Raw genomic sequence first — 25,473 nt, 5'->3', positions numbered from 1 at the left:
GTGACGTCGTTCATCCAGACCCGGGTACACGGGAACATCGCAGAGATCGTGCTCGATCGGCCCAGGGCGCTCAACGCCCTGGACGCGAGCATGATCCGAGACATGTACGCGGCACTGGTGCAGTGGCGCGACGACGACGCGATCGTCGCGGTGCTGGTGACCAGTTCGTCCGAACGCGCGTTCTGCGCAGGCGGTGACATCAAGTCGGTGCGGCAGTCTGCCCTGGACCGTGACCACAACGCCGTCCACAGGTTCTTCTCCACCGAGTATCAGCTCAATGCGCTCATCGCGAACTACCCCAAGCCGTATGTCGCGCTGATCGACGGGCACGCGATGGGCGGTGGGCTAGGCATCTCGGTGCACGGGTCGGTTCGTGTCGTGACCGAGAGGGCCGGTCTTGCGATGCCCGAGACCGCAATCGGCTTCTTCCCCGATGTCGGGGCCAGCTACTTCCTGCCCCGCCTGACCGGCGCGACGGGAATGTATCTGGGCCTGACCGGTGCCCGCGCCACGGCAGCCGATGCCGTCGTCACCGGACTGGCCACCCATTTCGTGCCCAGCGACAAGCTCGACGCGCTCGCCGAGGAGATTCGTTCGATCCGCGGCAGCGATGCCGCGGTTCTCGACGGTGTGCTCGCTCGTCACACCACCGAGGCGCCCGCATCGGAGATGGCGGCTCGGCTCGACGAGATCGACCGGGTCTTCGGGTCGGGCACCGTCACCGACATGGTGGCCCGGCTGACCGGGGACGACGAGTGGACCAAGGCCACCCGTGAGGCGCTGGCCGCGATGGCCCCCAGCAGCTTGTGGATCACGGCCGAGTTGGTGCGCCGGGGCGCAGCACTGACCCTCGAACAGTGTCTGGAGCTCGAGCTGGTCCTCGGCGCCGAGGTCGCCCGCAACGCGGACTTCATCGAAGGTGTGCGGGCCGTCCTGGTCGACAAGGATCGCAATCCGTCCTGGAATCCGCCTTCCCTCGACGACATCGACGCCGAGGCGATCGAGGCGCTGTTCGCCGAGGTCACCGCCGAACCGGCGGAGTAGCCGCGGTCAGGGCGTCGAGGGCAGGACGATCCGTAGGCGTGCGCCGCCGAGCGGGCTGTCGGTCAGTTCGGCGCCGCCGCCGTGCAGGGCGGCCTGTTGTGCGATGAGGGCCAGTCCCAGCCCGGACCCGTCGGGATGCGCGGACGATCCCCGCGCGAAGCGCTCGAACAGCGTCGATCGTTCGTGCTCGGGTACACCGATCCCGTTGTCGTCGACCGCAATCGCGACCCCGCATGCACCGTCGTCGACGATGGTGATCCGGACCCGATCGGCCCGTCCGTGCCGGACTGCGTTGGTGACCGCATTCTCGAGGACCATGCGGAGCCCCGATGGCAGCCCACGCATTCTCAGCGACGCCGGACTGGAGAGTTCGATCGCGACGTCGGGCAGGCGCCTGGCCGCCTCCTGCACACATCGGTCCGCGAGTTCCACGACGTCGAGATCCTCGTGATCGTCGGCGTCGGACAGTTCGCCGACGGCCAGGCTCTCGAGGTCCGACAGCGTGGTCTCGATCTGCTGTTCGGTGGCCAGCACGTCGCGGACGATCTCGGCGCGCTGCTCGGCGGACAACGGCATCGTGGCGAGCACCTCGAGGTCGGTGCGCATCGAGGTGAGGGGGGTACGCAGTTCGTGTGCGGAGACAGCTGCGAAGTCGCGCGCCGAACCGAGAGCCTCCTGTGTCCGGCTCTGCGCCCTGCTGATTCGGTCGAGCATGTGTGCGATCGCGTCGGCGAGCTCCTCGGCCTCGCGCGCCCCGCGAATGTCGGGTAGGGCGGTTGGTAGTTCGTCTCCGACCGTGTGGGTGGCCGCCGCGAGCCGCTGCAGTGGTCGGACCGCGCGGCCGGCGAGAAGCCAGCCGAGTCCCGCTGCCGCCGCAATCGCGACGACTGCGGCACCGGCCACCTGCCATTGCTGTTCGCGGATAGCGCGGCTCAGCGCGTCCTCGGGTATCGAGATGGCGACCGTCTGGCCGACCGAACCACCGATCGGGACGTCCTTCGCGCGGACGGCTTCGCCGTCGATCGTCGTTGCGCGGACCGCGACCGGGGCGGGCAGGACCACGGTGGGATGGGCACCGGTTTCGGGGGAGCTCGACGGCGGACCGCTCTCTGTGACAGTGGTGTCCGCCGCAGCACTGATGGTCACCGCGTCGAGTGTGCGGTCGAGTTGCTCGGATCCGTTGATCCGCAGGAATACCGCGAAGGCCACCCCGATTGCCGCGATCACGCTGGTGGCGGCCAGCGCGGTGACCAGGGCGACGCGGGCCCTCAGAGACAGCGAGCGGCGACGTGCTTTCACGGTTGCTCCCGCAGCACGAACCCGACCCCCCGCACGGTGTGCAGCACTCGCGGCATCCCGTTCGCCTCCAACTTCTTTCGCAGATATGTTACGAAGACGTCGACGACGTTGGTGTCTGCGTCGAAGTCGTAGCCCCACACCAAGCGCAGCAACTGCACCCGGCTCAGCACGATGCCTGCGTTCTCGGCGAGGACGCAGAGCAGGTCGAACTCGCGTTTGGTGAGCTCGATCCGGTGGCCCTGGGCGTGGACGCGTCGGCCCGGCAGGTCCACCTCGAGCGCGCCGACGGTGACGACCCCCGCCGGTGCCGGTGTACGCGGTGCACGGCGGAGCAGAGCCCGCAGCCGGGCCACCAGTTCGCCCAGTTCGAACGGCTTGGTGAGGTAGTCGTCGGCGCCGGCCTCGAGTCCCGCGATCCGGTCGCCTACGGTGCTCCGCGCGCTGAGCACGCAGATCGGCACCTCGTTGCCCATAGCCCGCAGAGCCGTCACCACACTGACCCCGTCGAGCCCCGGCATGTTGACGTCGAGCACGATCGCATCCGGGCAGGATGCGGCGACGGCACCCAACGCGGAGGCCCCGTCCGCCGCGGTCTCGAGATCGAAACCGGACAGGCGGAGCCCCCGCGTGAGGGATGACAGGACTTTCGGGTCGTCGTCGACGAGCAGGATGCGGGCGCTATCGGTCACTCGGTCCATAGTGCCCGCTCCCGTGAACTCAGGGGTTGGGCACGATGACTGTGACGTGCGGCGTATCGCTCGGCGAGGTCACACCCTCGACGGTGTCGAGCGCGAGCTCACCCTGGGCCGCGTCGCCGGCCGCGGTGGCTTCGCTGGCCGGGACGAGCACCGTGGCCTCCGGCGTATCGCTCGGCGAGGCCACACCCTCGACCGTTTCGAGTGCGTCGCCGGCCGGGGTGGACACCGCGGGCGAGTCGACGGCAGTCGGCGCGCCCTCCGGAATTGCGTTCTGGGCCCACGCGAAGCCCGGTACGGCCAGCGCGCCCGCTGCGGCGATGCCCGCGGCGGCCACGGCCAACCGGCGGCGGGTGATGTGGGTGGTGGAAGACTTGTTCATCGTCGGACTCCTCGCTCGATGTCGGGGCCCTTGTGGCCCCGACATCAACCAAGTTATGGGCGAAAAACTCGCTTCTCGTTAGCGAAGTCTTAGGGGTCCGTTAGAGAATCACGGGTGTGTGATCCCGAGCGCTGTAGCCAGCTCCCGCAGCGGCGGTAGCGGGTTGCCCGCCATCGGCAGCACCTGCACCGCAACGTGATCCGCGCCTGCGTCGAGGTGTGCGGTGAGCCTGCTCGCGACGGTCGCCGCGTCGCCGTGTGCGACGAGGGCGTCGATGACGCGGTCGCTGCCGCCGTTGTCGAGCTCGGCCGTCGGAAAGCCGAGACGTTCGAGGTTCCGGCGATAGTTGCGCAGGTGCAGGTACGGGTTCTCGACGGCTTCGCGGCCGATCGCCCGGGCGGATTCGGTGTCCGTGCTCAGCACCACCTTCTGTTCGGGCGCCAGGAGCGCGTCCGGGCCCAGCACCTCGCGGGCTTCCCGGGTGTGCTCGGGCGGCGTCAGGTACGGGTGGGCGCCCGCCGAGCGTTCCGCGGCCAGCTTCAGCACCTTCGGACCGAGGGCGGCCAGCACGCGGCGGTTCTTCGGGACGCCGGCGTCGTCGAGGACGTCGAGGTAGCGAACCAGGGCCTCGTAGGGCCGCTCGGCGCCCATGCCGGGCACCTCCGGATGGCCGACACCGATGCCCAGGACGAACCGCCCCGGATACTTGGACTCGATGCGGTGGTACGACGTGGCCAGTTCGTCGGCGGGTGCGGCGAAGATGTTCACGATGCCCGTCGCGACCGGGATCTTCTCGGTGCCGGCCACAAGGTCCTCGATCACCTGCAGATCCGCCGGGGGAGACCCACCCGCCCAGATGGCGCTGTATCCGAGACGTTCGATCTCCGCGCCCACCTCCGGTTGCAGACCGAAGGCGTGACGCCAGACGCCGAACGCGCCGAAGTTCAGGGGCTCTGCTGTGTCCTGTGTCATACCGGCTGCAACGGGACCGGTCGGTGAATCATTCCGCCGGTGTCGGTGCGGTGTGTGCCGTCGCAGTGCGCTGGATCCGCAGCCACACCGCGAAACCCCACAGCACGAATCCCGCGTACACGAGGTACAGCAGCGCCGACGGGTAGTAGCCGCCGCTGAAGAGCAGCGGCACGCCGACCGCGTCGACCCCGATCCAGATCAGCCAGAACTCGGTCCAGCCGCGGGCCATGCCGTACGTCGCGAGGATCGACCCGGTGAAGATCCAGGCGTCGGGCCACGGACCCCATGAACCGAGCATCTCGAAGACCTTCGCGAACACGACGGTGCCGATCACCATCGTCGCGATCATCCCGACCCGTGCCCGGGTCGACGCCCAGTGCGGGAGCACGGCCTTCCCGGAGTCGTGGCGCGACTGGAGCCAACGGGTCCAGCCGTACACGCTCACGGTGATGAACAGCAGCTGCCGCCCGGCCTGGCCGTACAGGTTGAGGTCCTGCGGGGTGTGGAACAGCGCGCCCATGAACACCGTGAACAGCAGCGCGTTGCCGATGATCCCCACCGGCCACGCCCACACGACGCGCCGCATCCCGCCGATCGCCGACGCGATGCCGAACGCGTTCCCGATGATCTCGCGCCACAGGATCGTGGCACCGCCGATGTGCAGTTCGGCGTCGAACAGCGTCTGCAGAACGCTCACTAGTCGCCTGCGGCGACGAGCGGCTCGAGCGTGAGCTCCGGCATCTCCTTCTGGATGTACTGCAGGCGCCACTTGTCGCTGAACAGGGCGAGCAGCACGCCGTCGGTGCGGGTGAAGACCTCCACACCGCGCTGACGGCCCAGCTCGACGGCCGACTCGGCGTCGGTACGGCGGGCCAGCGCGTAGCCGAGCGGCTCCATCCGTGCCTCGACGTTGAACTCGGCCTTCATCCGGGCGGCGACCACCTCGAACTGCATGGGGCCGACGGCCGCCATGACGGGGGAAGCGTCGCCGCGGATGTCGTTGCGCAGGATCTGCACGACGCCCTCGGACTCGAGCTGGTCGACGGCGCGGCGGAACTGCTTGTACTTGCTGGCGCTCTCGGCGCGCAGGATCGAGAAGTGCTCGGGCGCGAACGACGGGATCGGCGGGAACTCGACCTTCTTGTCGGTGAACAACGTGTGGCCCGGGGCCAGCGCGTTGGCGTTGACGAGGCCGACGATGTCGCCGGGGTAGGCGTTCTCGACGGTGGTCCGGTCGCGTCCGAAGACGGTGAGCGCGTACTTGGTCGCGAACGGCTTCCCGGTCTGTGCGTGCGTGACGACCATGCCGCGCTCGAACACTCCGGACACGACACGCATGAAGGCGAGGCGGTCGCGGTGTGCGGTGTCCATACCGGCCTGCACCTTGAACACGACGGCGCTGAACGGGTCGGTGACCTCGCGCGCGTTGTCGGCGATGTCCTTGCGTGGACCCGGAGGCGGCGCGAGCGCGACGAGGGTGTCGAGGATCTGCCGGACGCCGAAGTTCAGCATCGCGGACGCGAAGATCACCGGTGAGGTCTGGCCGGCGAGGAACAGTTCCTGGTCGTGGTCCTGGCCGCTTGCCGAGAGCAGTTCGCTCTCCTCTACGGCCGTCTCCCACTCGTCGCCCTCACGCTCGAAGGCGGCGTCGGCGTCGAGGATCTCCTCGGGGGCGATCTTGGCGCCGCCCGCGGTGCGCGTGAACCGGATGTACTCGCTCGGAGCCCCGTCCTCCCCGCGGCGCAGCAGGCCCCGGAAGTCGCCGGCGATGCCGACCGGCCAGTACAGCGGGGTGGGGGTGAGGCCGATGCGCTCGTCGATCTCGTCGAGCAGTTCCAGCGGCGTGCGGCCCGGACGGTCCCACTTGTTGATCACGGTGATGACCGGGATGCCGCGGTGGCGACAGACCTGGAACAGCTTGAGGGTCTGCGGCTCGAGGCCCTTGGCGGCGTCGATCAGCATCACGGCCGCGTCGACTGCGGTGAGCACGCGGTAGGTGTCCTCCGAGAAGTCGGAGTGACCCGGGGTGTCCACGAGATTGATGACGTTGATCTGGTCGTCGGGGGTCTCGTCGGAGTGGTAGTTGAACTGCAGGGCCGTCGACGACACCGAGATGCCGCGGGCCTTCTCCATCTCCATCCAGTCGGAGACGGTCGACTTACGGCCGGCCTTGCCGTGCACGGCGCCGGCTTCGGAGATCATCTTCGCGTGCAGCGCGAGAGCCTCGGTGAGCGTCGACTTACCGGCATCGGGATGCGAGATGACGGCGAACGTGCGACGCCGGGTGGCCTCGACCTTCAGGGACTTGGGCACGGCAACCGTGGTGGACGCCGCCTCGGCGGTGGTGAGCTCGGCCGAGTCGGGCGCGCTGTTCAACGGGTGTGCCTCTCAGGTTCGTGGTCGGAGTCGGAGCGATGCAGCGGTGGTGAGAAACCGATACCAGGGTACGCGGGCGCTGTGCGGAAGTGAGGACGGCACCGCCGACGGGTAACAGGTCGGCACCGCTTGTGGATATACGTGTCGGGAACCGGGTGGTGCAGTCGTAGTGTCCCGACAGGGACCGGCAGGAGTTTGCGATGAGCAAGTTCACCGACGAGATGTATGCCACGGCCGCGACGAGTTCGCAGGCCCTGATCACCGGCGAACCCGATGCGCCACTGCGCCAGGAATGGGGAGAGGTGCATGCGATCGCGCGCCGCATGGCCGGTGCTCTCGCCGACGCCGGGATCGGGCACGGCGATGCGATCGGGGTCCTGGCCGGCATGCCCGCCGACATCGCGCCGGCTTGTCAGGCGACGTGGATGCGGGGCGCGTCGGTGACAATGCTGCACCAGCCCACGCCGCGTACCGACCTGCAGGTGTGGGCGCAGGACACCGAGGCGATCATCGGGATGATCGAGGCGACCGCGGTGATCGTCGGCGCGCCGTTCGAGGCAGCGGGCCCGTTGCTCGTCGAGCGGGGGATCGAAGTCGTGACCATCGATCAGATGCGTACGGGTGAAGCCATCGACCCGGTCGAGGCGGCCGAGACCGACATTGCGTTGCAGCAGTTGACGTCCGGCTCCACCGGATCTCCGAAGGCCGTGCAGCTCACGCACGGCAACTTCTACGCCAACGCGTACGCGATGATCGACCGCGTCAAGTTCAACCCCGACCGCGACGTCATGGTCAGCTGGTTGCCGCTGTTCCACGACATGGGCATGATCGGGTTCCTCACCGTCCCGATGCAGATCGGCGCCACCACGGTCCACATCACGCCGCTCGACTTCCTCAAGTCGCCGCTGCTGTGGGCCGAGCTGATGGGTAAGTACCGGGGAACTCTCACTGCGGCACCGAACTTCGCGTACTCGCTGCTGTCCCGCCGACTGGCACAGGCGCCCGACGGTGAGTACGACCTGTCGACCATGCGATGCCTGCTCAACGGTGCCGAACCGGTGGACCCGGACACGATGATCGCACTCGCCGAGGCCGGCGCCCGATTCGGGCTGGATCCGATGGCGCTCGCGCCGACCTACGGGATGGCCGAGGTGACGCTCGCGGTGTCGGTCCCCGAACCCGGGCAGGGCATGGTGCTCGACCACGTCGACCCGGATCTGCTCGAGGCCGGCGGAATGGCGGTGCGCTCCAACCGAAGTAACGCCCGGCCCCTCCCGACACTCGGGCCGCTGGTCCCGGGTCTGGAGGGGCGGGTGGTCGCGCGGGACGGGCTGGAGCTGCCGCGCCGCGCCGTCGGTGTCATCGAACTGCGCGGAAAGTCCGTCACCCCGGGCTATCTCACCGTCGACGGGCCGGTGCCGACCCAGGACGACGACGGCTGGATCAACACCGGTGACATCGGCTACTTCACCGAGGACGGTCTGGTGGTGGTGTGCGGTCGAGTCAAGGACGTCATCATCATGGGTGGTCGCAACATCTATCCCACCGACATCGAGCGCGCCGCCGGCTCGGTCGCGGGCGTGCGCCCCGGCAACGCCGTGGCGATCCGCCTCGATGCCGGTGACAAGCGGGAGAGTTTCGCAGTTGCGGTGGAGACCAACGCAATCGACGACGAGGACGAGGTGAGACGGATCGAGCGCGAGGTCGCGCACGCCGTGGTCTCCGAGGTCGGCGTCCGCCCCCGCACCGTCGCCGTCCTCGGACCCGGGTCGATCCCGAAGACCTCGTCGGGCAAGCTGCGACGGTCGAGTTCGATCAGTCTGCTCTGACGGCCCCGAATCGGGCTGCTCAGGCCGCGGCGAGGACGGGCTCGACGATGCGCTGCGCGACGGCCCGGCGGATCTCGGTGGGGATCTGCGCCTCGTGGGCGCGCCGGACCGCCATGGCGAGCCGGTCGGCGGTCTCGTTCAGCAGGTGTCCGCTGTGCCCGCGCACCCAGGAGAATCGGATGCGCCGGCCGACCGACGCGTGCCTGATCCGGTCCGCCACCACGGCGGCCTCCCCGTCGCGGGGCAGCGGCGGAGTGGAAGGCGTGACCCCGAGGTACTTCAGCGCGGCCTGACTGTCGGTGAGGATGTGGAGGCGGCGGTCGGTGAATCGGTCGATCGCGAGCTCGATCGCGAGCAGCTCGCCGGTGAGCACCGTCTTGACGTTCGGAACCATCCGCTGGTGACGATTGCCCTCTTCGCTCACGCAGGCCACGCCGACTCCCCGACGGCGTGACTTGGAGGCATCCGTCGCGACCGTCAGCTCCGGCAACGCCGCGATCCGCAGGCGTTCGAGCTCCTCGCGTGCGGCCGTCCGCGCGCCGGCGTCGGCATCGAGGGCGTCCAGACCGGCGCGCGAGAGATCCGCGACGGCGCCCCGGGCCACCCCGACCATCGTGACCGACGGGAACGCGTCGAGGACGTCGGAAATCTCCTTGCGGAGGGTGTTGTCGGTGAGGTGGAGCAGGATGGGCTCCGCGCCGGCGGTCGAGAGGTCGAGGAGGAACGAGAACGCGTCGAGTGCCGCCGCGAAGTACGACGCGTCGGTCGCATCGTCACGGACGAACAGGCGCGTGTGGGTTTCGTCGTTCGCCCGCCACACGGCGACAGCGCGGGCGAGGCCACCGTCGACGCCGCGGTTCTTGCGGGCGTGGATCACAGCAAGCAAGGGCTTCTCCTTCGTTCGGGGGACACCGAACAGAATGCCCGGTACGTACGACAAAGTTCGTACGAAGATTGATAACCGGGGTTATCGAAACCTGATTGACGAGAGTTGTCGGGACGATCGGTCGGATCGGATAGATTGCTCGGACGGCCGTCGACCGAGGCCGGATCGAGGCGAGGTGGGGGAGTCCGACGCATGCGCGAGTCCGATCAGTCACCGCTGCTCCTCACCCGGCCGGACATCGCGAAGTTGGCCAAGGTGCAACGCGCGGTCGTGTCCGCGTGGGCACAGCGGTACTGCAGCGACGATCGCCCCTTCCCGCGGCCGACCGTCGTCGACGGCGTCCTGGACAAATTCGACGCCGACGAGGTGGTCGAGTGGCTACGGTCGCGGGGCCTCGGCAACAACAGTTCCTTCGCCGAGGACGTCGCGATCCACGCCGCGCTGGACCACAAGACGGAACTGCATCCGAGGGCGGTGATCGACGGCATCACGGCTCTGCTGGCCGTCAAGACGATGCTGGGGGAGAGGCTCGGAGAGCTCCCGCCCGCAGACCTGCTCGACGAGGTGGACGAGCTCGATCCGGACGACGAGTTCCTCTCCGCCGAGATCGAGGCTCTCGGCGACGAACTCGAGACCTTTGCGCGGTACACGGATCGGATGTCCGACGCTGCGTTCACGGCGGTGGATGCGTTCGAGGCCGTGATGGCACGCCGTTTCCGGATGCAGCGACCCGAACTGTCGGACAGTGCCCTCGGCGCTGCCGCGTTGGCTCTGGGTGCCCGGGTGAGTGTCGCCCTCGCGGACGACACCGACACGTTGTTCATCGATCCGGCCCCGGCGAGTACTGATCTGCTGATCGCGTTGAGGACCGCGTTGCCCGAGTACGCGGAACCGACGGTCATGACCGGGGCGTCGTCCACTCCGGCTGCGCGACTGGCGCTGCGGCGGCTCGCGGCGCACGGGTTGCGGCGTGAGCGTCCGCCCGAGGGCGGTTTCGGGGCGGACTTCAGCGTCGGCCGCCCGGCAATCTTCGTCATGCAGTACCCGTCGCCGTCCACGATCGGCCACACGGACGTCGAGATCCTTGCGGAGATCGAGAACATCTCGTTGCAGATGGGCCCGGGACAGCGTGCGGTGGTCATCGGTCCGGCCGCGACGTTGGTCGACCCGCTGCGCGATCGCGAAGCCGATACGGTGCGCTCGGACCTGCTGCGCTCGGGCCACCTGCGGGCGGTCATCCGACTGTCGGAGGGGCTACTGCCCGCCCGCCCGGGAACGTCGATGGCGTTGTGGGTGTTGGGTGCGCAGGACAGCACCATCTCGGTTGCAGAACGGCGCACGGTGTTGGCCGATCTCAGCGCCGTCGAGCTCACGGACGACGTCGTCGACGGCGTGATCGCCGACGTGACTGCCGCGATGGGAGCGTGGAAATCGTTGCGCGCCCATGCTTTTCGGTTCAGTCACGTCCACAAGATTGCGGAACTGCTTGCGACCGGCGGCGTGCTCACCGCGAAGCCCAAGGTGCACCGCCCTCCGGTCGACGCCGGTGAGGCCGCGGCCCGCGTGCTCGAGTTGGTGGGCGCCCTCGACGGCGCGGCCGAGGTTGTCGACGGTGGACTCGATCTGCGGGTCGAGTACCGAGCGACGAAGGACCGGCAGTTCCAGACGGCCGGCGAACTCGCGGCCGCGAAAGAACTCCGAGTGCTGTCGGGCAACCGGATCGACGCCGTCGACATCGAAACAGGCGGTGCGGTGCCGGTCATCGGTACCGACGAGATCCTTGGTCGCTGCGAGATCGGGTCACGGGGCATCGACCGACTGACGTTCGTCACCGACTACCCCAGTGGCCGCTACACCGAACCGGGAGACGTCGTCTTCTGCACCAGTCCGTCGTTCGGGGTGATCGTCGATGTCGAGGGGGCGTCGGTGGCGATGTGGCCGGCGCGGATCCTCCGGATCGCGGATTCGGCCGCATCCGGGCTGATCCCGGAACTCGTTGCGCGGCATCTGCTGAGCCGCGGGGTCGGGGCCAAACCGCCGGGCGCGATCCGCAGCGGATCGGCGTGGAAGACCTGGGAGATCCCGCGAGTGCAACCCGATCAGGTGGGTCCGGTCACGGCCGCACTCGCCGACCTCCGAGAGCGGAGGGAAGCGGCCCGACGGCTGCTTTCCACCATCGACGACTTGACCACCACACTGGTGGACGGCGTGGCGCACGGAGCGCTCACCGTCGCACCGGCACCACAGAACGTCACAGAGAAAGGCTGACGATGCCACCGAGGAAGAAGTCTGCGGATTCTGCGCCGTCGACGATGAAGGAACTCAAGGACACGTTGTGGAAGGCCGCGGACAAGCTGCGCGGGTCCATGGACGCCTCGCAGTACAAGGACGTGATCCTCGGACTGGTGTTCCTCAAGTACGTCTCCGACGCGTTCGACGAGCGCCGTGGCCAGATCCGGGATGAGCTGCTCGAAGAGGGGATGAACGAGGAGCAGATCGCGACGCTGATCGACGACGAGGACGAATACCTCGGCAGCAGTGTCTTCTGGGTGCCGGAGCCGGCGCGGTGGAGCTTCCTCGCGGAGAACGCAAAGGGAATCCAGGACGCTGTCGGTGTCGAGGGTCGGACGGTCGGCCAGCTCATCGACGGTGCGATGCAGGAGCTGATGAAGGCCAATTCGACTCTCGCGGGCACCCTTCCGATGATCTTCAACCGTGACAGCGTCGACCAGCGCCGGCTGGGTGAGCTGATCGACCTGTTCGGCGACACCCGGTTCACCGGGCATGGCGCCACGAAGGCACGGGACCTGCTGGGTGAGGTGTACGAGTACTTCCTCGAGAAGTTCGCTCGCGCGGAGGGCAAGCGCGGCGGCGAGTTCTACACGCCTGCCGGTGTGGTGCGCGTGCTGGTCGAGATGCTCGAGCCGTACAGCGGCCGCGTGTACGACCCGGCTTGTGGTTCGGGTGGCATGTTCGTGCAGACCGAGAAGTTCGTGGAGCGGCACGGCGGTAACCCCACCGAGGTGGCGGTGTACGGCCAGGAGCTCAACGAGCGCACGTGGCGGATGGCGAAGATGAACCTCGCGATCCACGGCATCACCGGCAACCTCGGGGATCGCTGGGAGGATACGTTCGCCCAGGACAAGCATCCGGACCTGTTGGCGGACTTCATCCTTGCCAATCCACCGTTCAACATCAAGGACTGGACCCGCAAGGAGGACGACAAGCGCTGGAAGTTCGGCGTCCCCCCACTGGGTAATGCGAACTACGCGTGGATCCAGCACATCATCTCTAAGCTCGCCGAGCGCGGCAGTGCCGGCGTCGTCATGGCCAATGGTTCGATGTCGTCGAATTCCGGTGGAGAGGGCGAGATTCGAGCGCAGTTGGTGGAGGCCGATCTGGTTTCGTGCATGGTCGCGCTGCCGACGCAGTTGTTCCGTAGCACCGGCATTCCGGTGTGCGTGTGGTTCTTCGCGAAGGACAAGGCTGTCGGGCCCAAGGGCAAGATCGACCGCCAGGGTCAGGTGCTGTTCATCGACGCCCGCAACATGGGCTACATGGTCGATCGCGCCGAGCGGGCCCTGAGCGACGACGACATCGCCAAGATCGCGGGCACGTTCTACGCTTGGCGCGGAACGGAATCCGCTTCAGATTCTGTCTACGAGGATGAGGCGGGCTTCTGCTATTCGGCCACTCTCGCGGAGATCAAGGAAGCCGACTACGCGCTCACTCCCGGCCGCTACGTCGGTGCGGCGCCGATTGAGGACGATGGTGAGCCGATCGCCGAGAAGCTCGAGAGATTGACCAAGGAGCTGTTCGAGCAGTTCGACGAATCGGTGCGTCTGCAGGCCGTCGTGCGTGATCAGTTCGGGAGGTTGCTGTGAATCGGCGAGATGTCGCTCCACCACATGGTTGGAAAAGGACCACCGTCGAGGCAATTGCAGCGCAAGGACGATCAATCGCAATTGGACCGTTCGGATCAAGTCTGAAATCTGAAATGTATGTGCAAGAGGGGTTCCCGGTAATTCGAGGACAGGACATCAAAGATGGCCGATATGTGAGTCTCGAAGACCCCGTGTTTGTTCCCGAAGACGTTGCTCAGTCGTTGCCTGGCGCGATCGTCCAGAAAGATGACCTGGTCTTTCCTCATCGAGGCGCGATCGGAGCGGTTGCGCTGGTGGGAGATCGCTCGTGTCTTCTGTCGTCAAGCATGATGAAGCTCACCTGCGATCCCGAAATTGCGCATCCCGAGTTCGTTCTCTACTACTTCCGTGGACCAGGACGCGAGGAGCTTCTCACCCGCGCTTCAACCGTAGGAACACCGGGGATTGGGCAACCACTCCGTTCTTTGAGATCAGTACCGATACTCCTCCCGTCGTTGGATGAACAGCATGCCGTCGCGGATGTCCTAGGCGCCCTAGACGACAAGATCTCGGCGAACCGGAGGATCGCGCGTACTGCCGAAGAGATGGCCATGGCCTTGTTTGTTGAGGCCTCGCGGATGGGGTCTCTTGAGCGCTCACTCGTGGACGTCGCCCAGCTGATCACCCGCGGTGTCGCACCGAAATACACCGAAGACGAATCCGAACTGATTGTCTTGAATCAGAAGTGCATCCGTGACAATCGTGTAAACCTCGCGCCTGCGCGGAAGACCCTTCGGAGTAAAGCGCAAGAAGTAAAGCTACTTCGAAGCAACGATGTTCTCGTGAACTCCACTGGGCAAGGAACACTCGGCCGAGTTGCCCGCTGGTGTCATCCGGTGGAGGCAACCGTGGATTCACATGTGTCGATCGTTCGATTTGATGAGGCCCTGGTGGATCCGATGTGTGCCGGGTTCACGGTGCTGCAGGCCCAACAAGTAATCGAATCGATGGGCGAGGGTAGCACCGGCCAGACGGAGCTATCCCGCGAGCAGTTGGGACGCCTGCGACTGCCTTTCATCACACCGGATAGGGAAATCGGGCTTCGTGACCGGCTCGAAAGTCTGGTCGGCTTGTCTGGGCATCACTTAAGTGAGTGCGACACCCTCACCACCACCCGTGATGTGCTGCTCCCACGCCTGATGTCCGGGGAACTCCGTGTCCGTGATGCGGAGCGCCAGGTCGAAGCGGTGCTGTGAGCGACGAGACGCGAATGGACGCGGGGCAGACCGGGATCGTCGAATCCGGGACCCCGCACGTGATCGCCGACCTCGACCAAGAAGCCTGGGTGCAACTCCGGTCGCTGGTTGAGCGGATCGAAACACGTTGGCCGGCGGACGGATCGAACTTCCGCGCCCCGTGGGACCGCGAAGACGCACCGGATCCGCTCGTGGAGGAGGTCGTGACTTTCCTCCATGATCACGAGTTGATCGGCCCCAATCACCTCGAAGGGAAGTGGGTGGTCGATCAACTGAACCTGATGGGAATGCGGAATCTTGCCCTGCGGCTCGGTCCTACCGAGGTTCTCGGGATGATCGCCAACACTATCGGCGTCGGTTGCACATCGGCACGGGCGACCCACGACGCACTGGAGTTCGGAATGCTGCTGCCGCTCCTGGAACGACTGCTCGACTTACAGCCAGCCGAGGAGCAATAGACGACCGACGACCGGAAGACGCGCTGGTGGCGCTGAACCCACTCCGTCGCCTGCTTGTGCCGGCGGCGGAGTCGTAGTCGCGACACCCCGCCCGAACCGTCGGTGGGACCTGTCACAATCACGTCAGAATCGGCTGGCACCCAGCCTGTCCCTGCACAGCACCAGGAAGATGATGAACGCCGTAACCCCGTACCTTCGTGTCATTGCCGGACTCTTCGCCGGCGTCGCGACCTGGCTAGCGATCGTCAGCCTCGTGCAACTCGACTTCGGCTCCGTCGCGATCTTCCTGATCATGGCGGCGGGCCTGTGGTATCTCGCCATCGGACGACCGATCCGCAATCACTTCGCGCGGATCAAGGCCGAGAAGGACGCCCTGGCCGCCCGCGCCCAGGCCGGGCACGAGGCGTTCCTCGCCGGCGATACCTCCGCGGCCTTCGCCCCGCCCCCGGAGATGCCAGCGAAGAAGCCTGTTCGCCGGGGTGTCGTCATCGCATCCGCAGTGGCTGCTGCGTTCGTCCTGATCGGGATCATCGGCGACATCAGCGATGGACTCGACCCTGACTCGTCGACGGAGGGCACCACCAAGACATCCGCGACACCGGTTCCGGCGCCTACACCGCCCGCAGCACCCGCCGCGCAGGCACCGCTTGCCCAGCAACCGACTTCGGCCGCATCGGCCGGTACCGGTACGGCGCAAGCATTGATGCCGAACGTGATGTGCATGAATCTGCAGAAGGCGCAGGACACGATCCAGGAGGCCGGGGTCTACTACTCGCAGAGCGAGGACGCTACCGGTAAGGGGCGCATGCAGGTCTCGGACCGCAGCTGGGTGGTCGTGGCACAGAGCCCCGCAGTCGGTGCCCCGATCTCCGAGGGTGACGCGATGCTGTCGGTCGTCAAGCTGGGGGAACCCGGAGACTGTTCCTGACACGCCCCGGCGCGGGTGAAGCTGAAACTGAAACAAAGGACTGAGGATTGACCAGTTCGGTAGACGATCTGAATGCACTGCTGGATCGGGCCCGGTCTGCCGCTCGGGCGTTGACCGACGAACTCGAGTTCGCGCTCGCACTCGTCGCGGAAGAGGAATCCCTGGAGGTGAATCTCCAGCCGCGCGTACTGGCCTGGAACCGCGCCCGCACCGAACTTGCAATGGCTGTGTTCGGTGAATCCGACTTGCCTGCAGGCGGGTTGGGGGCCTGCGAGACGGCCATCGTCGACCGTCGCCGTGTCGCTCAACTCGAGGCGGAGTACCGGCAGGCCGAGGCGGAGCTCCGCTACCTCGAACAGTCTCCGAGCGGCCTCGCAAACGAACTTTCGGCCCTGATCGAGAGCAAGCGTGAGCGGGTGGCGAAACTCGCAGCGGAACTGGAAGTGATCCGCCCGCCCAAGCCCCTTCAACCGTCCGAACCTGTGCGGGCGCAGCAGTCGCCACCCAAGCCGACCCCGAGCCCGCCGCCGGTTGCGAAGGCGAAGGTGCAGGCGCAACCGACCCGCCGCCCGGCGCCGGAACCGAAGGCGGTGCCCGCGCCGCAGTCGAAACGGTGCGGGGTGTGCCTGGAGGTGAAGAACCTGTCGCGGTACGAGGACCGTTGGCGGTGCGTAACGTGTCTTCGCCTGGAGAAGGAGATCGCTTCTTCGAAGAGGGCCCTCGCCGCGCTCGGAGCGCCGCCGCTGGAGAAGGCGGTACAGAGTGAGGTCGCCGGCATGGCCAGGATCCGCGCGGAAGGTCGGGAAGCGATGCACGCACTCGCATCGCGGCGACGCCGGCCGCCCACCGTCGTGCCATCCGCGACCAAGCAGGGGATCCAGCGCAGCGTGCCGCAGAAGTCCTCTGCCTCGACGGGTAAGCAGCGCGGACGCAGCGTTCGCTGACGCGGGAGGCCATTCGCTCCGGCCGGATCTGGGCAAACGCCGGAGATTGTCAGAGCGGTCGACTAGAGTCGAAAGTATGTTCGATGCGGGGGTGTTGACGGAGACGGCGGACGCGGATGTGGCCGCGGTCCTCGTCGCGCGGCATGCCCGAATCGCGCGGGAACAGTTCGGTGAGATCGACGCGGTGACGACGCTGTTCGTCACCCGCTGCGAAGAGGATGCGCGGCTCGGCCGGAACGAGGCGCACCACGGCGAATTCGCGCACGTCGAGGTGGCCGGCATCCTGGGGCTCACCGAGACGGCGGCGCGGCGAATGATCGGACTCGGCTGCGACCTGCGGTGGCGCCTGCATCAGGTTCGTGCACAGTTCCAGGCCGGACGGGTCGACCTCGCGAAAGCCCACGCACTGTCCGAGGCACTGGCAAACGTGTCCGACGACAAACTCGAGGAGATCGAGCGCTGTCTGCTCGACGGCGCGGCACAGGCGAGCACCACCCGGCTGAAGGAACGTGCCCGACGTCTGATCTCCCGGCTCGACCCCGACGGTGCGCGGGAACGACGCCGACGTGCCACCGAGGACCGCGACGTGCGCGTGATAGCCGGCGACGACGCAATGTCGCAACTCGACGGGCTGCTACCCGCCGAGGGTGGCCGGATCCTCGCAACCAGACTCCGCGCCATGACTTTCGACGCCTGCAGGCACGATCCGCGGACGCAGGCGCAGCGCCGGGCAGACGCCCTCGTCGCGCTCGCCTCCGGTCACACCCACCTCGAATGCCGTTGTGGACGAACAGATTGCACAGCGCGCGTCGACATGACAGCGAAACGTGGCACCGGAGTCCAGATCCAGGTGCTCGTCGGGGTGGACGCGTCGACCCTGCTGGGATTCGACGACGCGCCCGGTTACCTGTCGGGCTACGGCGCAATCGACGCAGACCTCGCCCGCGAACTCGCCGCGGATGCCACGTGGAAGCAGGTCCTCACGCTGTCCGCAGCCGACCGCGCGCTACTCGCCGGCAGCGGCCACACCGGGCCGGTCCTCGGAATCGGCCCGGCTCTGCCGTCACCCGAACACTCCCCGCAAGCGGTCGCCTCGAGAACCCGAGAACGATTGCGGGCAACAACATACCGGCCGAACACCCAGTTGGCGGAGATCGTCAGGACCCGGGACGGCGTGTGCCGTTTCCCGAATTGCGGTGTGCCCGCCACCGCGTGCGACCTCGACCACACTGTCCCGTTCGATCACGACAACCCCGACCGCGGTGGACTCACCGTCGAATCGAACCTGGCGTGCCTGTGCCGAACCCATCACCGGCTCAAGACACTCGGCTACTGGACCGTCCGCCAAGTCGGGGACGGCCGACTCGAATGGCTCGACCCCACAGGCCGGGCTACCGAGACGCGCCCACAGGGGCCGTTCTCCGATCCGACGTCACCATCGACCCTCCGGGCCGGGGTCGATCCACGACTCGCCGCTCGACTCACCGACAGCGCCACCCTCCGAAGGCTGAACTACACGCTTGCCGAACTCGACCTCGACTTCCTCCTCGAAAGTCACATCCCATTGCGGCAACGCAGACGCCGCGGATCCGATTGGCAAGACACCGGCCACCGCACCTCAACGCCCACGATCGGCACCGGCGGTGGTTCAGCGCCCTTTTGAGGTCGTCGGCGACAAAAGGAACTACTCTTCCGATCGCACTTCATGTTGATCGAAAGAGAGAGAAGGGCGACACGTTGTCGAAGCCACCTGGCGTGCTGTGTCTCGAGGGGGATTGGGGTGACTCGCTGGAGGAGCGGATGAGCATCGAACCAGCGCTCCGATTGCTCGAACGGAGCGAGATGATATCGCTCGTTCACAGAGACGTCGCCACTCGTCGCGAGTTGGAGTACCTGCTCGACAAGTGGCTACGGATGCGAAGCAAGCGATACAACCTGCTGTGCCTCGCGTTCCATGGTTCCGCGCAAATGCTGCATCTGGGTGCCGAGGACATAACCCTCGATGAGATCGCCGACCTGTTGAGCGGCAAGTGCGAAGGAAGAACGATCTATCTGGGATCGTGCAGCACGCTCTCGGTCTCTGACGACACGTTGCGGGAATTCTGCCGCAAGACGAAAGCACGGGCGATCGTGGGCTACACGAAGAACGTCGACTGGGTCGAATCGGTGGCGTTCGAGCTGATTCTGATCTCGGAACTCGTGACCCGAACGAAAATGAAGCTCGCCTATGATGCGATCGTCAACAAGCATCGCGGCATGGCTTCTCGTCTCGGCTTCCGTATGGCGCATGCGGATTGGGCGTCCCCCCGGCGTATCGATCCCGTCGAGGAACTACTCAGGGTGTAAGCCCCGCCACAATCTTTGTAGCGGAGTATCGCAGCCGCAGGTGCAGCCACTCATACGGGGATTGCCGGTGCGCCTCCAGTGAGAGGGATATCGGGGATCCGGTCGCCGAAGGCCAACGGTGCGGCCAGCCCGCGGTCGATGACGAACTGCCACGCATCCCGATACTTCACGACGAACTGTTCCGACGTGAGACGGACGACTCCTAATTGTATCCAATTCACGTTCACGCGGGCAGCCATCCCACAGGCCCCCAGGTCGATTCGGGATGGTCGCGCTCCGCCAAGGTCGTGAAGACGTCGGTGAGTTCCGCGTAGTCGGCGTCGTCGAAGTACCTGTCGAAGATGAGTTGCGCGACGGTGTTCATGAGGTCGAGTGGCAGGGCGACATCGTGCACAGCCGCGACATGCAGGCCGGCGAGGATTGCCTCGTACGGTTCGCCGCAGGAGACGGCATTCCGGACCAGGCGCACCAACTCGTCCAGCGCCGAATCCACTGCCTTGCACAGGTCGTTCGCCGTCGGAATCACCAGGTTCCTCGGGTAGTCATCCGGAAATTCGTTGAACACCACCCCGTCGCCGCCGAACGGATAGGCGGTGACCACACACGGTTCCTCGTCGGGTCGGCGTCGCCACACCACACAGACCCAGACGCCGTCGAATGCGCGTTCGTCGAACACCGTGGCTCCGATGACCGTCCGCGACATCGGTTCTACCGTCGTCGACTCGATCCGCTCCATCACTGTCCCCCGGGACCAGGTGGCGGGAAACTCGGTCTTGCCGGGAATCCCGACCCCCGATCCGTGCCCGCCGGCGGGCGGCCGGAACAGGGTTGCGACGAAGTCCTCCGCGAGTTCCCGCGACGAGGGTGTCGCGACGGGCTCAGGACGCTCCTCGGTCCAGTCGTCCACGCCGTTGCGCCGCAGCCACTCCTGCGGGCCGAGTTCGCCGATCTCGTCCGCGAACAGGCTGACGACGGGCAGCGGATGCGCATGCGACGGCGCACCCCACCCGTCGCACAGGGAGCGGATGCGCGCGTGCGACACCGTCAGCCGGTACACCGGCTGCGCCGACCCCGGGACGGCGTCGACAGCGTAAGCCGCGAACTCGAATCCGTCCCTGCCCGCGCCGATGAAGAGCTTGCGCCCGTCCGGGTCCGCACCGATCCCGAGGAACACCACGTCCACGTCGGCAGGCCGGTGCACACCGAGACTGTCGTGCCGCATCGTTCCCGTGCCGGCCACTGACGTCCGACCGGCCTGCCAGAGAACGAGATCGAGGAACAACTCGCGGACCAGTCGCCGGTCGTCCAGATCGGGATCGCCGGCGATCCCCGACGGCCGGAGCAGTGCGTCGTGCGCGTCACACCACCCCGCGACCGTGCCGCCGGCGCTGTCGATCACCGCCTGAATGGCAGCCACCTCATTGCCGTCTCGAAAGTTGTTCCGGCCCAGCGGTTCGACGCGTACGGAGGCTCCGGGAATCAGCCTCCAGCCGGTGTAGGGGCCGACGCCCTCGGGCGCCGATGAACAGCTCTGCTCGCCGCGCATGGTGAGGTGGTCCCAGATGTCGTGGGCACTCGCGGGTGAGGCGTCCAGCAGGCCACTGTGGTCGTCGAGCCTGTCGAGCAGTTCGTTCAGCACGTCGCGGGTCGGAACTTCGTTGTAGCGGAGTGGATCTCGCCCCTGATGCCAGATGCTGTCGACCCCGCTGAGGTGGTAGACGACCTCCGGGTCGGGTGAGGCCACCAGCGCATCGTCGTTGCACCGCGTGATCTCGATGCGGTCGGGCGCCGGCTGGGCGAGATGCCGCCAGAGCGCGCAGGCGTCGGAGTAGCGGAACGCGGATGCGGCAGATTCCACGGCCGCAGCGTGCGGTGCCGACATCGAATCGGGTCGGACCGCTCCACTGGCCCCCCGGCGCGCAGGATTGTGTGTGTGGACGATTCCGCGCCGTGGCCCCACGGCGTACTCCAGTGTGGCGATGCGTTCGGTGGCCGAGCCGGTCATGCTGCTTCCTCCCCTTGTTGTCGTACGGAATATGTCGGTGCGGGCGCGGGCACCCCCCAGCGCTCGCGCCCGCACCAGATCGGGCCGCTAGCCGAGGGCGACGCGCGAGCCGCCGGAGAACATGGAGTCGTGCAGTTCCATCTCGGCCGGTACGGCGTCGGCAGGCATGTCGTAGACAACCTTCATCGTCACCTTGTTGCCGGGGTTGATCTCGTCCCAGACCGAGACGTCCGAGTCGAGCGCGATTCCCGCCGACGTGTCGGAGGTGAACTTGCGTCCCTGGGAGTCGTACATCTCCTGGTCGCTAGGGCTCAGACCCTTCGGCTTGTCCGAGGTGTTCTGCACGGTCATCGTCACGATCACGAACTGTCCCTGCGCCTTCTTGGTGAGGAACGGGTTGTCGCCGACGGTGCCGAGCCCCGCCTCGACGTCGGTGACGACGAACTCGAACTTGCCGTCGCGGACCGGCGCGTTCAATCCCGGCAGGGCCTTCTTCTCGGCCGGGGCAGGGGCGGGTGCCGGCGCCGCCGCGGGTGCGGCAGGCGCTGCCGCGTCGCCGGCGACGACGTCTGCGGACGCGGCCTGACCGTCGGCCGGCGTCGAATTTTCCTTGCCGCCGTTGCCGATCGCGCTGATCACGACGACGGCGGCGAGGGCGCCCACCACCCACGGCCACTTCTTCGACTTCTTCGCCGGCGGGGCCGCCGGGGGAGCGGCGGGAAACTGGTTCGGCTGCAGCGGATTCTGAGGAGCGGTCATGGTGGGTCCTTCTGATGGGTGTCGAACGGATCGGATGCTCGGCGTCTGTCGCCACGAGCGGTCGTAACGGACTCGCAGGTTCGTTTCGGTGATGTCCACATCGTGCGGATCGAGTCGGTAGTTTGCCAAGCAGAATGTTGATAACTGGGGATATCAAGTGTGTCGGTGCGATCAAGATTGACCGTTGCGGATGCCCGGTACTGTTTGCCCTGTTGTGTTGTTGTGAGGGAGGACATGGCAGTGATCGAAAGCCGCGCGCTGACCGAGAACGACTGGGAGCAGATGGCCCTCGACGTTCTCGGCGAACTCGGGTGGAAGCCCACCGCGGGCGCGGACATCGCGCCGGGTTCGGGTGAACGGGCGTCGTGGGACGAGCTCTTGATCGTGCCGCGCCTACGAGCGTCGATCGCGCGGTTCAATCCGCACCTGCCGGACCACGTGGTGGACGAGGCCGTCGCCGCGGTCTCGACTGCAGGGTCCACCGATGCCATCGCGGAGAACGAGGTGATCCATCAGTTCCTCACCGAGGGGCTCCGGAAGATCACCTACGTCGACGAGTCCGGCGAGGAGACGACGCCGACCATCCGGCTGCTGTCGGCGGAACCGGACGACAACGACTGGCTCGCGGTCAACCAGGTAACCGTGGTGAAGGGCGACCATCACCGCCGATTCGACGTCGTGCTGTACCTGAACGGGATGCCGGTCAGCGTCGTCGAACTGAAGAAGGCCGGCGAGAACGCCGGTCTGGTACAGGCGCACGCGCAGTTGCGGACGTACCTGAAGGAGTTCCCGCTCGCCTTCAGATTCGCTGTCTTCAACGTGATCTCGGATGGGATCACCGCGCGGTACGGAACGCCGTTCACGCCGTTCAACCACTTCTCACCCTGGAACGTCGACGACTACGGCACCCCGGTCACGGCCGAATCACTCGCCGACGGCACGACACCTCTCGACACCGCGTTGCACGGACTGTTCAACCAGGAACGTTTCCTGCAGCTGCTCCGCAACTTCACTGCTTTCGACCGGGACGAGAACGGTCTGCTGAAGCGGATCGCCAAGCCTCACCAGTACTTCGCGGTGAGCAAGGCCGTCGGCAAGACCGTGCAGGCGGTGGCCAGCAACGGCAAGGCCGGCGTCGTGTGGCACACCCAGGGCTCGGGCAAGTCCATGGAGATGGAGCTGTACGCCAACCAGGTCATCCGGCATCCGGCGCTCGCCAACCCGACGGTGGTGGTGATCACCGACCGAACCGAACTCGACGGCCAACTCTACGAGACCTTCCTGCGGTCGCGGCTGCTCCCCGAACAGCCGCAGCAGGTACGCAAGCGCGAGGACCTCCGACAGGAGCTGTCCGGCCGAACCACCGGGGGCATCTACTTCACGACGCTGCAGAAGTTCGGTCGCACCAAGGACGAGCGAGATTCGGGTGCCAGCCATCCGCTCCTGACCGCGCGCCGCAACGTCATCGTCATCGTGGACGAGGCGCACCGCAGCCACTACGACAACCTCGACGGCTACGCCCGACACCTACGCGACGCGCTGCCGCACGCGACGTTGATCGCGTTCACCGGCACGCCGATCTCGTTCGAGGACCGCAACACCCAGGACGTGTTCGGCCCGACGATCGACACGTACGACCTGACGCGGGCGGTCGAGGACGGCGCCACCGTCCCGATCTACTTCGAGAGCCGGCTCGTCAAAGTTGCTTTCGCCGAGGACATCTCGGAGGACGATCTCGACGCCTCCGTCGACGAGGCGACGATCGGGCTCGACGACACCGAACGCGACCGCATCGAGAAGAGCGTCGCGGTCATCAACGCCGTCTACGGTGCCCCCGCCCGGTTGAAGAAGCTTGCCGCCGATCTGGTGGAGCACTGGGAGATCCGGCGGGCCGCGATGCGCCCGTTCGTCGATTCCCAGGACAATCCGACGGCGACGGGCAAGGCGATGATCGTCGGCGCCACCCGCGAGATCTGTGCCAACCTGTATCGGGAGATCGTCGCGCTGCGCCCGGACTGGCACAGCGACGAGCTGTCCACCGGGCGGATCAAGGTCGTCTACTCCGGCAACGCGAGCGACACGGCGCCTATCAGCGATCACGTGCGCCGGGACTCGGAGAACGCCGCGATCAAGAAGCGCATCAAGGACATCGACGACGAGCTCGAGCTGGTCATCGTCAAGGACATGATGCTCACCGGCTTCGATGCGCCGCCGCTGCACACGATGTACCTCGACCGGCCGCTCAAGGGCGCGTTGCTGATGCAGGCGCTGGCGCGGGTCAATCGTACGTTCCGCGGCAAGCAGGACGGACTGCTCGTCGCCTACGCGCCGCTGGCCGACAATCTCGCGCACGCGCTGGCGGAGTACACCGAGACCGATCGGCAGCAGAAGCCGATGGGGCGCGACATCGACACCGCCGTCGACACCGTGAAGAATCTCATCACGATCATCGAGAAGATCCTGCACGGATTCGATTGGAAAGCGCAGCTGCAGAAGCCCGGTCCGCGAGCCTATTTCCATGCTGCCAATGCGACCGTCAACTATCTGCGCGATCCCCGCAATCCAGAGAACCAGGTAGGGGAGGGCGAGGAGACCCTCGCGGCCCGCTATCGCAAGTTCGCGTCGCAACTGTCGCGGGCATGGGCGATCTGCGGTAGTCAGGAGGCGCTCCGCGAGCAGGCCCCGAACGCGCAGTTCTTCGAGGAAGTGCGCATCTACATGGCCAAGTGGGATGCGGAGGAACGCTACGCCCGCGGTCAGGCCGTACCCGAGGACATCCAACGGGCGCTGCGTCAGTTGATGGCGGCGTCCGTCGAATCCGGTGAGGTCCTCGACATCTACGACGCGGCGGGGATGCCGAAGCCGTCGCTGGCAGACATCAACGTCGACTTCATCCGCAAGGCACAGGACGCGAAGAACCCCAATCTGGCGATCGAGGCGTTGCGGAAGCTGATCAACGACGAGGCGCGCAAGTCCGCCAAGCACAACGTGGTTCGGCTCCGGGCCTTCTCGGAGAAGCTGCAGTCGTTGATGGTGAAGTACACCAACAGCCAGCTCACCTCCGCAGAGGTGATCGCCGCGCTGGTGGAGATGGCGAAGGAGGTGGCCGCCGAATCGGATCGCGGCAGCCACTTCACGCCGCCGCTCGACGAGAACGAACTCGCGTTCTACGACGCTGTCGCGCAGAACGAGTCGGCGGTCGAGGAACAGGGGGAGGGCAAGCTCGCCGACATCGCCCGCGAACTCGTCTCGGTGATGCGCCGTGACGCGTCGACCGACTGGACCGTCCGGGAGGACGTCAAGGCCCGCCTTCGGTCACAGATCAAGCGACTGCTGACCCGGCACGGGTATCCGCCGGACCGTCAGCCGGCCGCGATCAAACTGGTCATCGAGCAGATGGAGGCCATCGCCCCGACGATGGCAGCCTGACC

At 66.6% G+C, this 25,473-nt stretch carries 20 protein-coding genes; 11 read left to right on the top strand and 9 right to left on the bottom strand.

Annotation, left to right across the window (positions count from 1 at the left end):
• Window positions 1–1,044 carry an enoyl-CoA hydratase/isomerase family protein gene (locus AC1RIF_RS01550; RefSeq protein ID WP_492599610.1) on the top strand — a complete coding sequence of 348 codons (1,044 nt, stop codon included), beginning with the start codon at window positions 1–3 and terminating at the stop codon, window positions 1,042–1,044.
• A 6-nt stretch (window positions 1,045–1,050) separates the two neighbouring features.
• On the opposite strand, the gene AC1RIF_RS01545 is transcribed toward AC1RIF_RS01550, so the two are convergent.
• The 6 genes from AC1RIF_RS01545 to AC1RIF_RS01520 form a co-directional block, all read right to left on the bottom strand.
• Complete coding sequence (locus AC1RIF_RS01545) at window positions 1,051–2,343, bottom strand: HAMP domain-containing sensor histidine kinase (protein ID WP_492599609.1); 1,293 nt, start codon at window positions 2,341–2,343, stop codon at window positions 1,051–1,053.
• A complete protein-coding gene (locus tag AC1RIF_RS01540) occupies window positions 2,340–3,041 on the bottom strand; it encodes a response regulator transcription factor (RefSeq protein WP_492599608.1) in 702 nt (233 codons plus the stop codon). Before AC1RIF_RS01540 ends, AC1RIF_RS01545 begins: the two co-directional genes overlap by 4 nt.
• Before the next feature lie 19 nt (window positions 3,042–3,060).
• A complete protein-coding gene (locus tag AC1RIF_RS01535; protein ID WP_492599607.1) occupies window positions 3,061–3,420 on the bottom strand; it encodes a hypothetical protein in 360 nt (119 codons plus the stop codon).
• A gap of 108 nt (window positions 3,421–3,528) precedes the next feature.
• Window positions 3,529–4,392: an LLM class F420-dependent oxidoreductase gene (locus AC1RIF_RS01530; protein WP_492599606.1), complete on the bottom strand. Its 864-nt coding sequence runs from the start codon at window positions 4,390–4,392 to the stop codon at window positions 3,529–3,531.
• A 28-nt stretch (window positions 4,393–4,420) separates the two neighbouring features.
• On the bottom strand, window positions 4,421–5,089 hold the full coding sequence (gene pnuC, locus AC1RIF_RS01525) for a nicotinamide riboside transporter PnuC (protein ID WP_492599605.1): 669 nt from the start codon (window positions 5,087–5,089) through the stop codon (window positions 4,421–4,423).
• Window positions 5,089–6,768: a peptide chain release factor 3 gene (locus AC1RIF_RS01520; protein ID WP_492599604.1), complete on the bottom strand. Its 1,680-nt coding sequence runs from the start codon at window positions 6,766–6,768 to the stop codon at window positions 5,089–5,091. Before AC1RIF_RS01520 ends, pnuC begins: the two co-directional genes overlap by 1 nt.
• 200 nt (window positions 6,769–6,968) lie before the next feature.
• On the opposite strand from AC1RIF_RS01520, the gene AC1RIF_RS01515 reads away from it, so the two are divergent.
• Window positions 6,969–8,597 carry a fatty acyl-AMP ligase gene (locus AC1RIF_RS01515; protein ID WP_492599603.1) on the top strand — a complete coding sequence of 543 codons (1,629 nt, stop codon included), beginning with the start codon at window positions 6,969–6,971 and terminating at the stop codon, window positions 8,595–8,597.
• 19 nt (window positions 8,598–8,616) lie between these two features.
• Here AC1RIF_RS01515 and AC1RIF_RS01510 read toward each other — a convergent pair whose 3' ends face one another.
• On the bottom strand, window positions 8,617–9,474 hold the full coding sequence (locus tag AC1RIF_RS01510; RefSeq protein WP_492600113.1) for a ribonuclease H family protein: 858 nt from the start codon (window positions 9,472–9,474) through the stop codon (window positions 8,617–8,619).
• Between the two features lie 201 nt (window positions 9,475–9,675).
• On the opposite strand from AC1RIF_RS01510, the gene AC1RIF_RS01505 reads away from it, so the two are divergent.
• From AC1RIF_RS01505 to AC1RIF_RS01470, 8 genes are all read left to right on the top strand, one after another.
• Window positions 9,676–11,751: a hypothetical protein gene (locus tag AC1RIF_RS01505; RefSeq protein WP_492599602.1), complete on the top strand. Its 2,076-nt coding sequence runs from the start codon at window positions 9,676–9,678 to the stop codon at window positions 11,749–11,751.
• 2 nt (window positions 11,752–11,753) lie between these two features.
• Window positions 11,754–13,367: a class I SAM-dependent DNA methyltransferase gene (locus tag AC1RIF_RS01500; RefSeq protein ID WP_492599601.1), complete on the top strand. Its 1,614-nt coding sequence runs from the start codon at window positions 11,754–11,756 to the stop codon at window positions 13,365–13,367.
• Window positions 13,364–14,602, top strand: a complete 1,239-nt coding sequence (locus AC1RIF_RS01495) for a restriction endonuclease subunit S (protein ID WP_492599600.1) — start codon at window positions 13,364–13,366, stop codon at window positions 14,600–14,602. Before AC1RIF_RS01500 ends, AC1RIF_RS01495 begins: the two co-directional genes overlap by 4 nt.
• On the top strand, window positions 14,599–15,060 hold the full coding sequence (locus AC1RIF_RS01490) for a hypothetical protein (RefSeq protein ID WP_492599599.1): 462 nt from the start codon (window positions 14,599–14,601) through the stop codon (window positions 15,058–15,060). Before AC1RIF_RS01495 ends, AC1RIF_RS01490 begins: the two co-directional genes overlap by 4 nt.
• Before the next feature lie 172 nt (window positions 15,061–15,232).
• Window positions 15,233–15,988 carry a PASTA domain-containing protein gene (locus AC1RIF_RS01485; RefSeq protein ID WP_492599598.1) on the top strand — a complete coding sequence of 252 codons (756 nt, stop codon included), beginning with the start codon at window positions 15,233–15,235 and terminating at the stop codon, window positions 15,986–15,988.
• A 47-nt stretch (window positions 15,989–16,035) separates the two neighbouring features.
• A complete protein-coding gene (locus AC1RIF_RS01480) occupies window positions 16,036–16,932 on the top strand; it encodes a hypothetical protein (RefSeq protein WP_492599597.1) in 897 nt (298 codons plus the stop codon).
• A 76-nt stretch (window positions 16,933–17,008) separates the two neighbouring features.
• Complete coding sequence (locus AC1RIF_RS01475; RefSeq protein ID WP_492599596.1) at window positions 17,009–18,595, top strand: HNH endonuclease signature motif containing protein; 1,587 nt, start codon at window positions 17,009–17,011, stop codon at window positions 18,593–18,595.
• A gap of 92 nt (window positions 18,596–18,687) precedes the next feature.
• Window positions 18,688–19,278 carry a DUF6642 family protein gene (locus AC1RIF_RS01470; RefSeq protein ID WP_492600112.1) on the top strand — a complete coding sequence of 197 codons (591 nt, stop codon included), beginning with the start codon at window positions 18,688–18,690 and terminating at the stop codon, window positions 19,276–19,278.
• A 223-nt stretch (window positions 19,279–19,501) separates the two neighbouring features.
• On the opposite strand, the gene AC1RIF_RS01465 is transcribed toward AC1RIF_RS01470, so the two are convergent.
• Together AC1RIF_RS01465 and AC1RIF_RS01460 are read right to left on the bottom strand one after the other, a co-directional pair.
• Window positions 19,502–21,136: a hypothetical protein gene (locus AC1RIF_RS01465; protein ID WP_492599595.1), complete on the bottom strand. Its 1,635-nt coding sequence runs from the start codon at window positions 21,134–21,136 to the stop codon at window positions 19,502–19,504.
• A 234-nt stretch (window positions 21,137–21,370) separates the two neighbouring features.
• A complete protein-coding gene (locus tag AC1RIF_RS01460) occupies window positions 21,371–22,042 on the bottom strand; it encodes a DUF4352 domain-containing protein (protein ID WP_492599594.1) in 672 nt (223 codons plus the stop codon).
• Between the two features lie 234 nt (window positions 22,043–22,276).
• Between AC1RIF_RS01460 and AC1RIF_RS01455 the strand changes: the two genes are divergently transcribed.
• The gene (locus tag AC1RIF_RS01455) at window positions 22,277–25,471 is read left to right on the top strand and encodes a type I restriction endonuclease subunit R (protein WP_492599593.1); all 3,195 of its coding nucleotides are present in this window, start codon (window positions 22,277–22,279) and stop codon (window positions 25,469–25,471) included.
• Window positions 25,472–25,473 lie beyond the last annotated feature (2 nt).

The sequence above is a fragment of the Prescottella sp. GW823-FHT02E09 genome, assembly GCF_058797375.1.
This window is presented reverse-complemented; position numbering and strand designations above follow the sequence as displayed.

Bases quoted from the DNA above. Each gene is read 5' to 3' on its own strand.
- AC1RIF_RS01475 (WP_492599596.1), top strand. From the start codon at position 17,009: ATGTTCGATGCGGGGGTGTTGACGGAGACGGCGGACGCGGATGTGGCC.
- AC1RIF_RS01540 (WP_492599608.1), bottom strand. From the start codon at position 3,041: ATGGACCGAGTGACCGATAGCGCCCGCATCCTGCTCGTCGACGACGAC.
- AC1RIF_RS01500 (WP_492599601.1), top strand. From the start codon at position 11,754: ATGCCACCGAGGAAGAAGTCTGCGGATTCTGCGCCGTCGACGATGAAG.
- AC1RIF_RS01485 (WP_492599598.1), top strand. From the start codon at position 15,233: ATGAACGCCGTAACCCCGTACCTTCGTGTCATTGCCGGACTCTTCGCC.
- AC1RIF_RS01535 (WP_492599607.1), bottom strand. From the start codon at position 3,420: ATGAACAAGTCTTCCACCACCCACATCACCCGCCGCCGGTTGGCCGTG.
- AC1RIF_RS01455 (WP_492599593.1), top strand. From the start codon at position 22,277: ATGGCAGTGATCGAAAGCCGCGCGCTGACCGAGAACGACTGGGAGCAG.
- AC1RIF_RS01515 (WP_492599603.1), top strand. From the start codon at position 6,969: ATGAGCAAGTTCACCGACGAGATGTATGCCACGGCCGCGACGAGTTCG.
- AC1RIF_RS01505 (WP_492599602.1), top strand. From the start codon at position 9,676: ATGCGCGAGTCCGATCAGTCACCGCTGCTCCTCACCCGGCCGGACATC.
- AC1RIF_RS01530 (WP_492599606.1), bottom strand. From the start codon at position 4,392: ATGACACAGGACACAGCAGAGCCCCTGAACTTCGGCGCGTTCGGCGTC.
- AC1RIF_RS01460 (WP_492599594.1), bottom strand. From the start codon at position 22,042: ATGACCGCTCCTCAGAATCCGCTGCAGCCGAACCAGTTTCCCGCCGCT.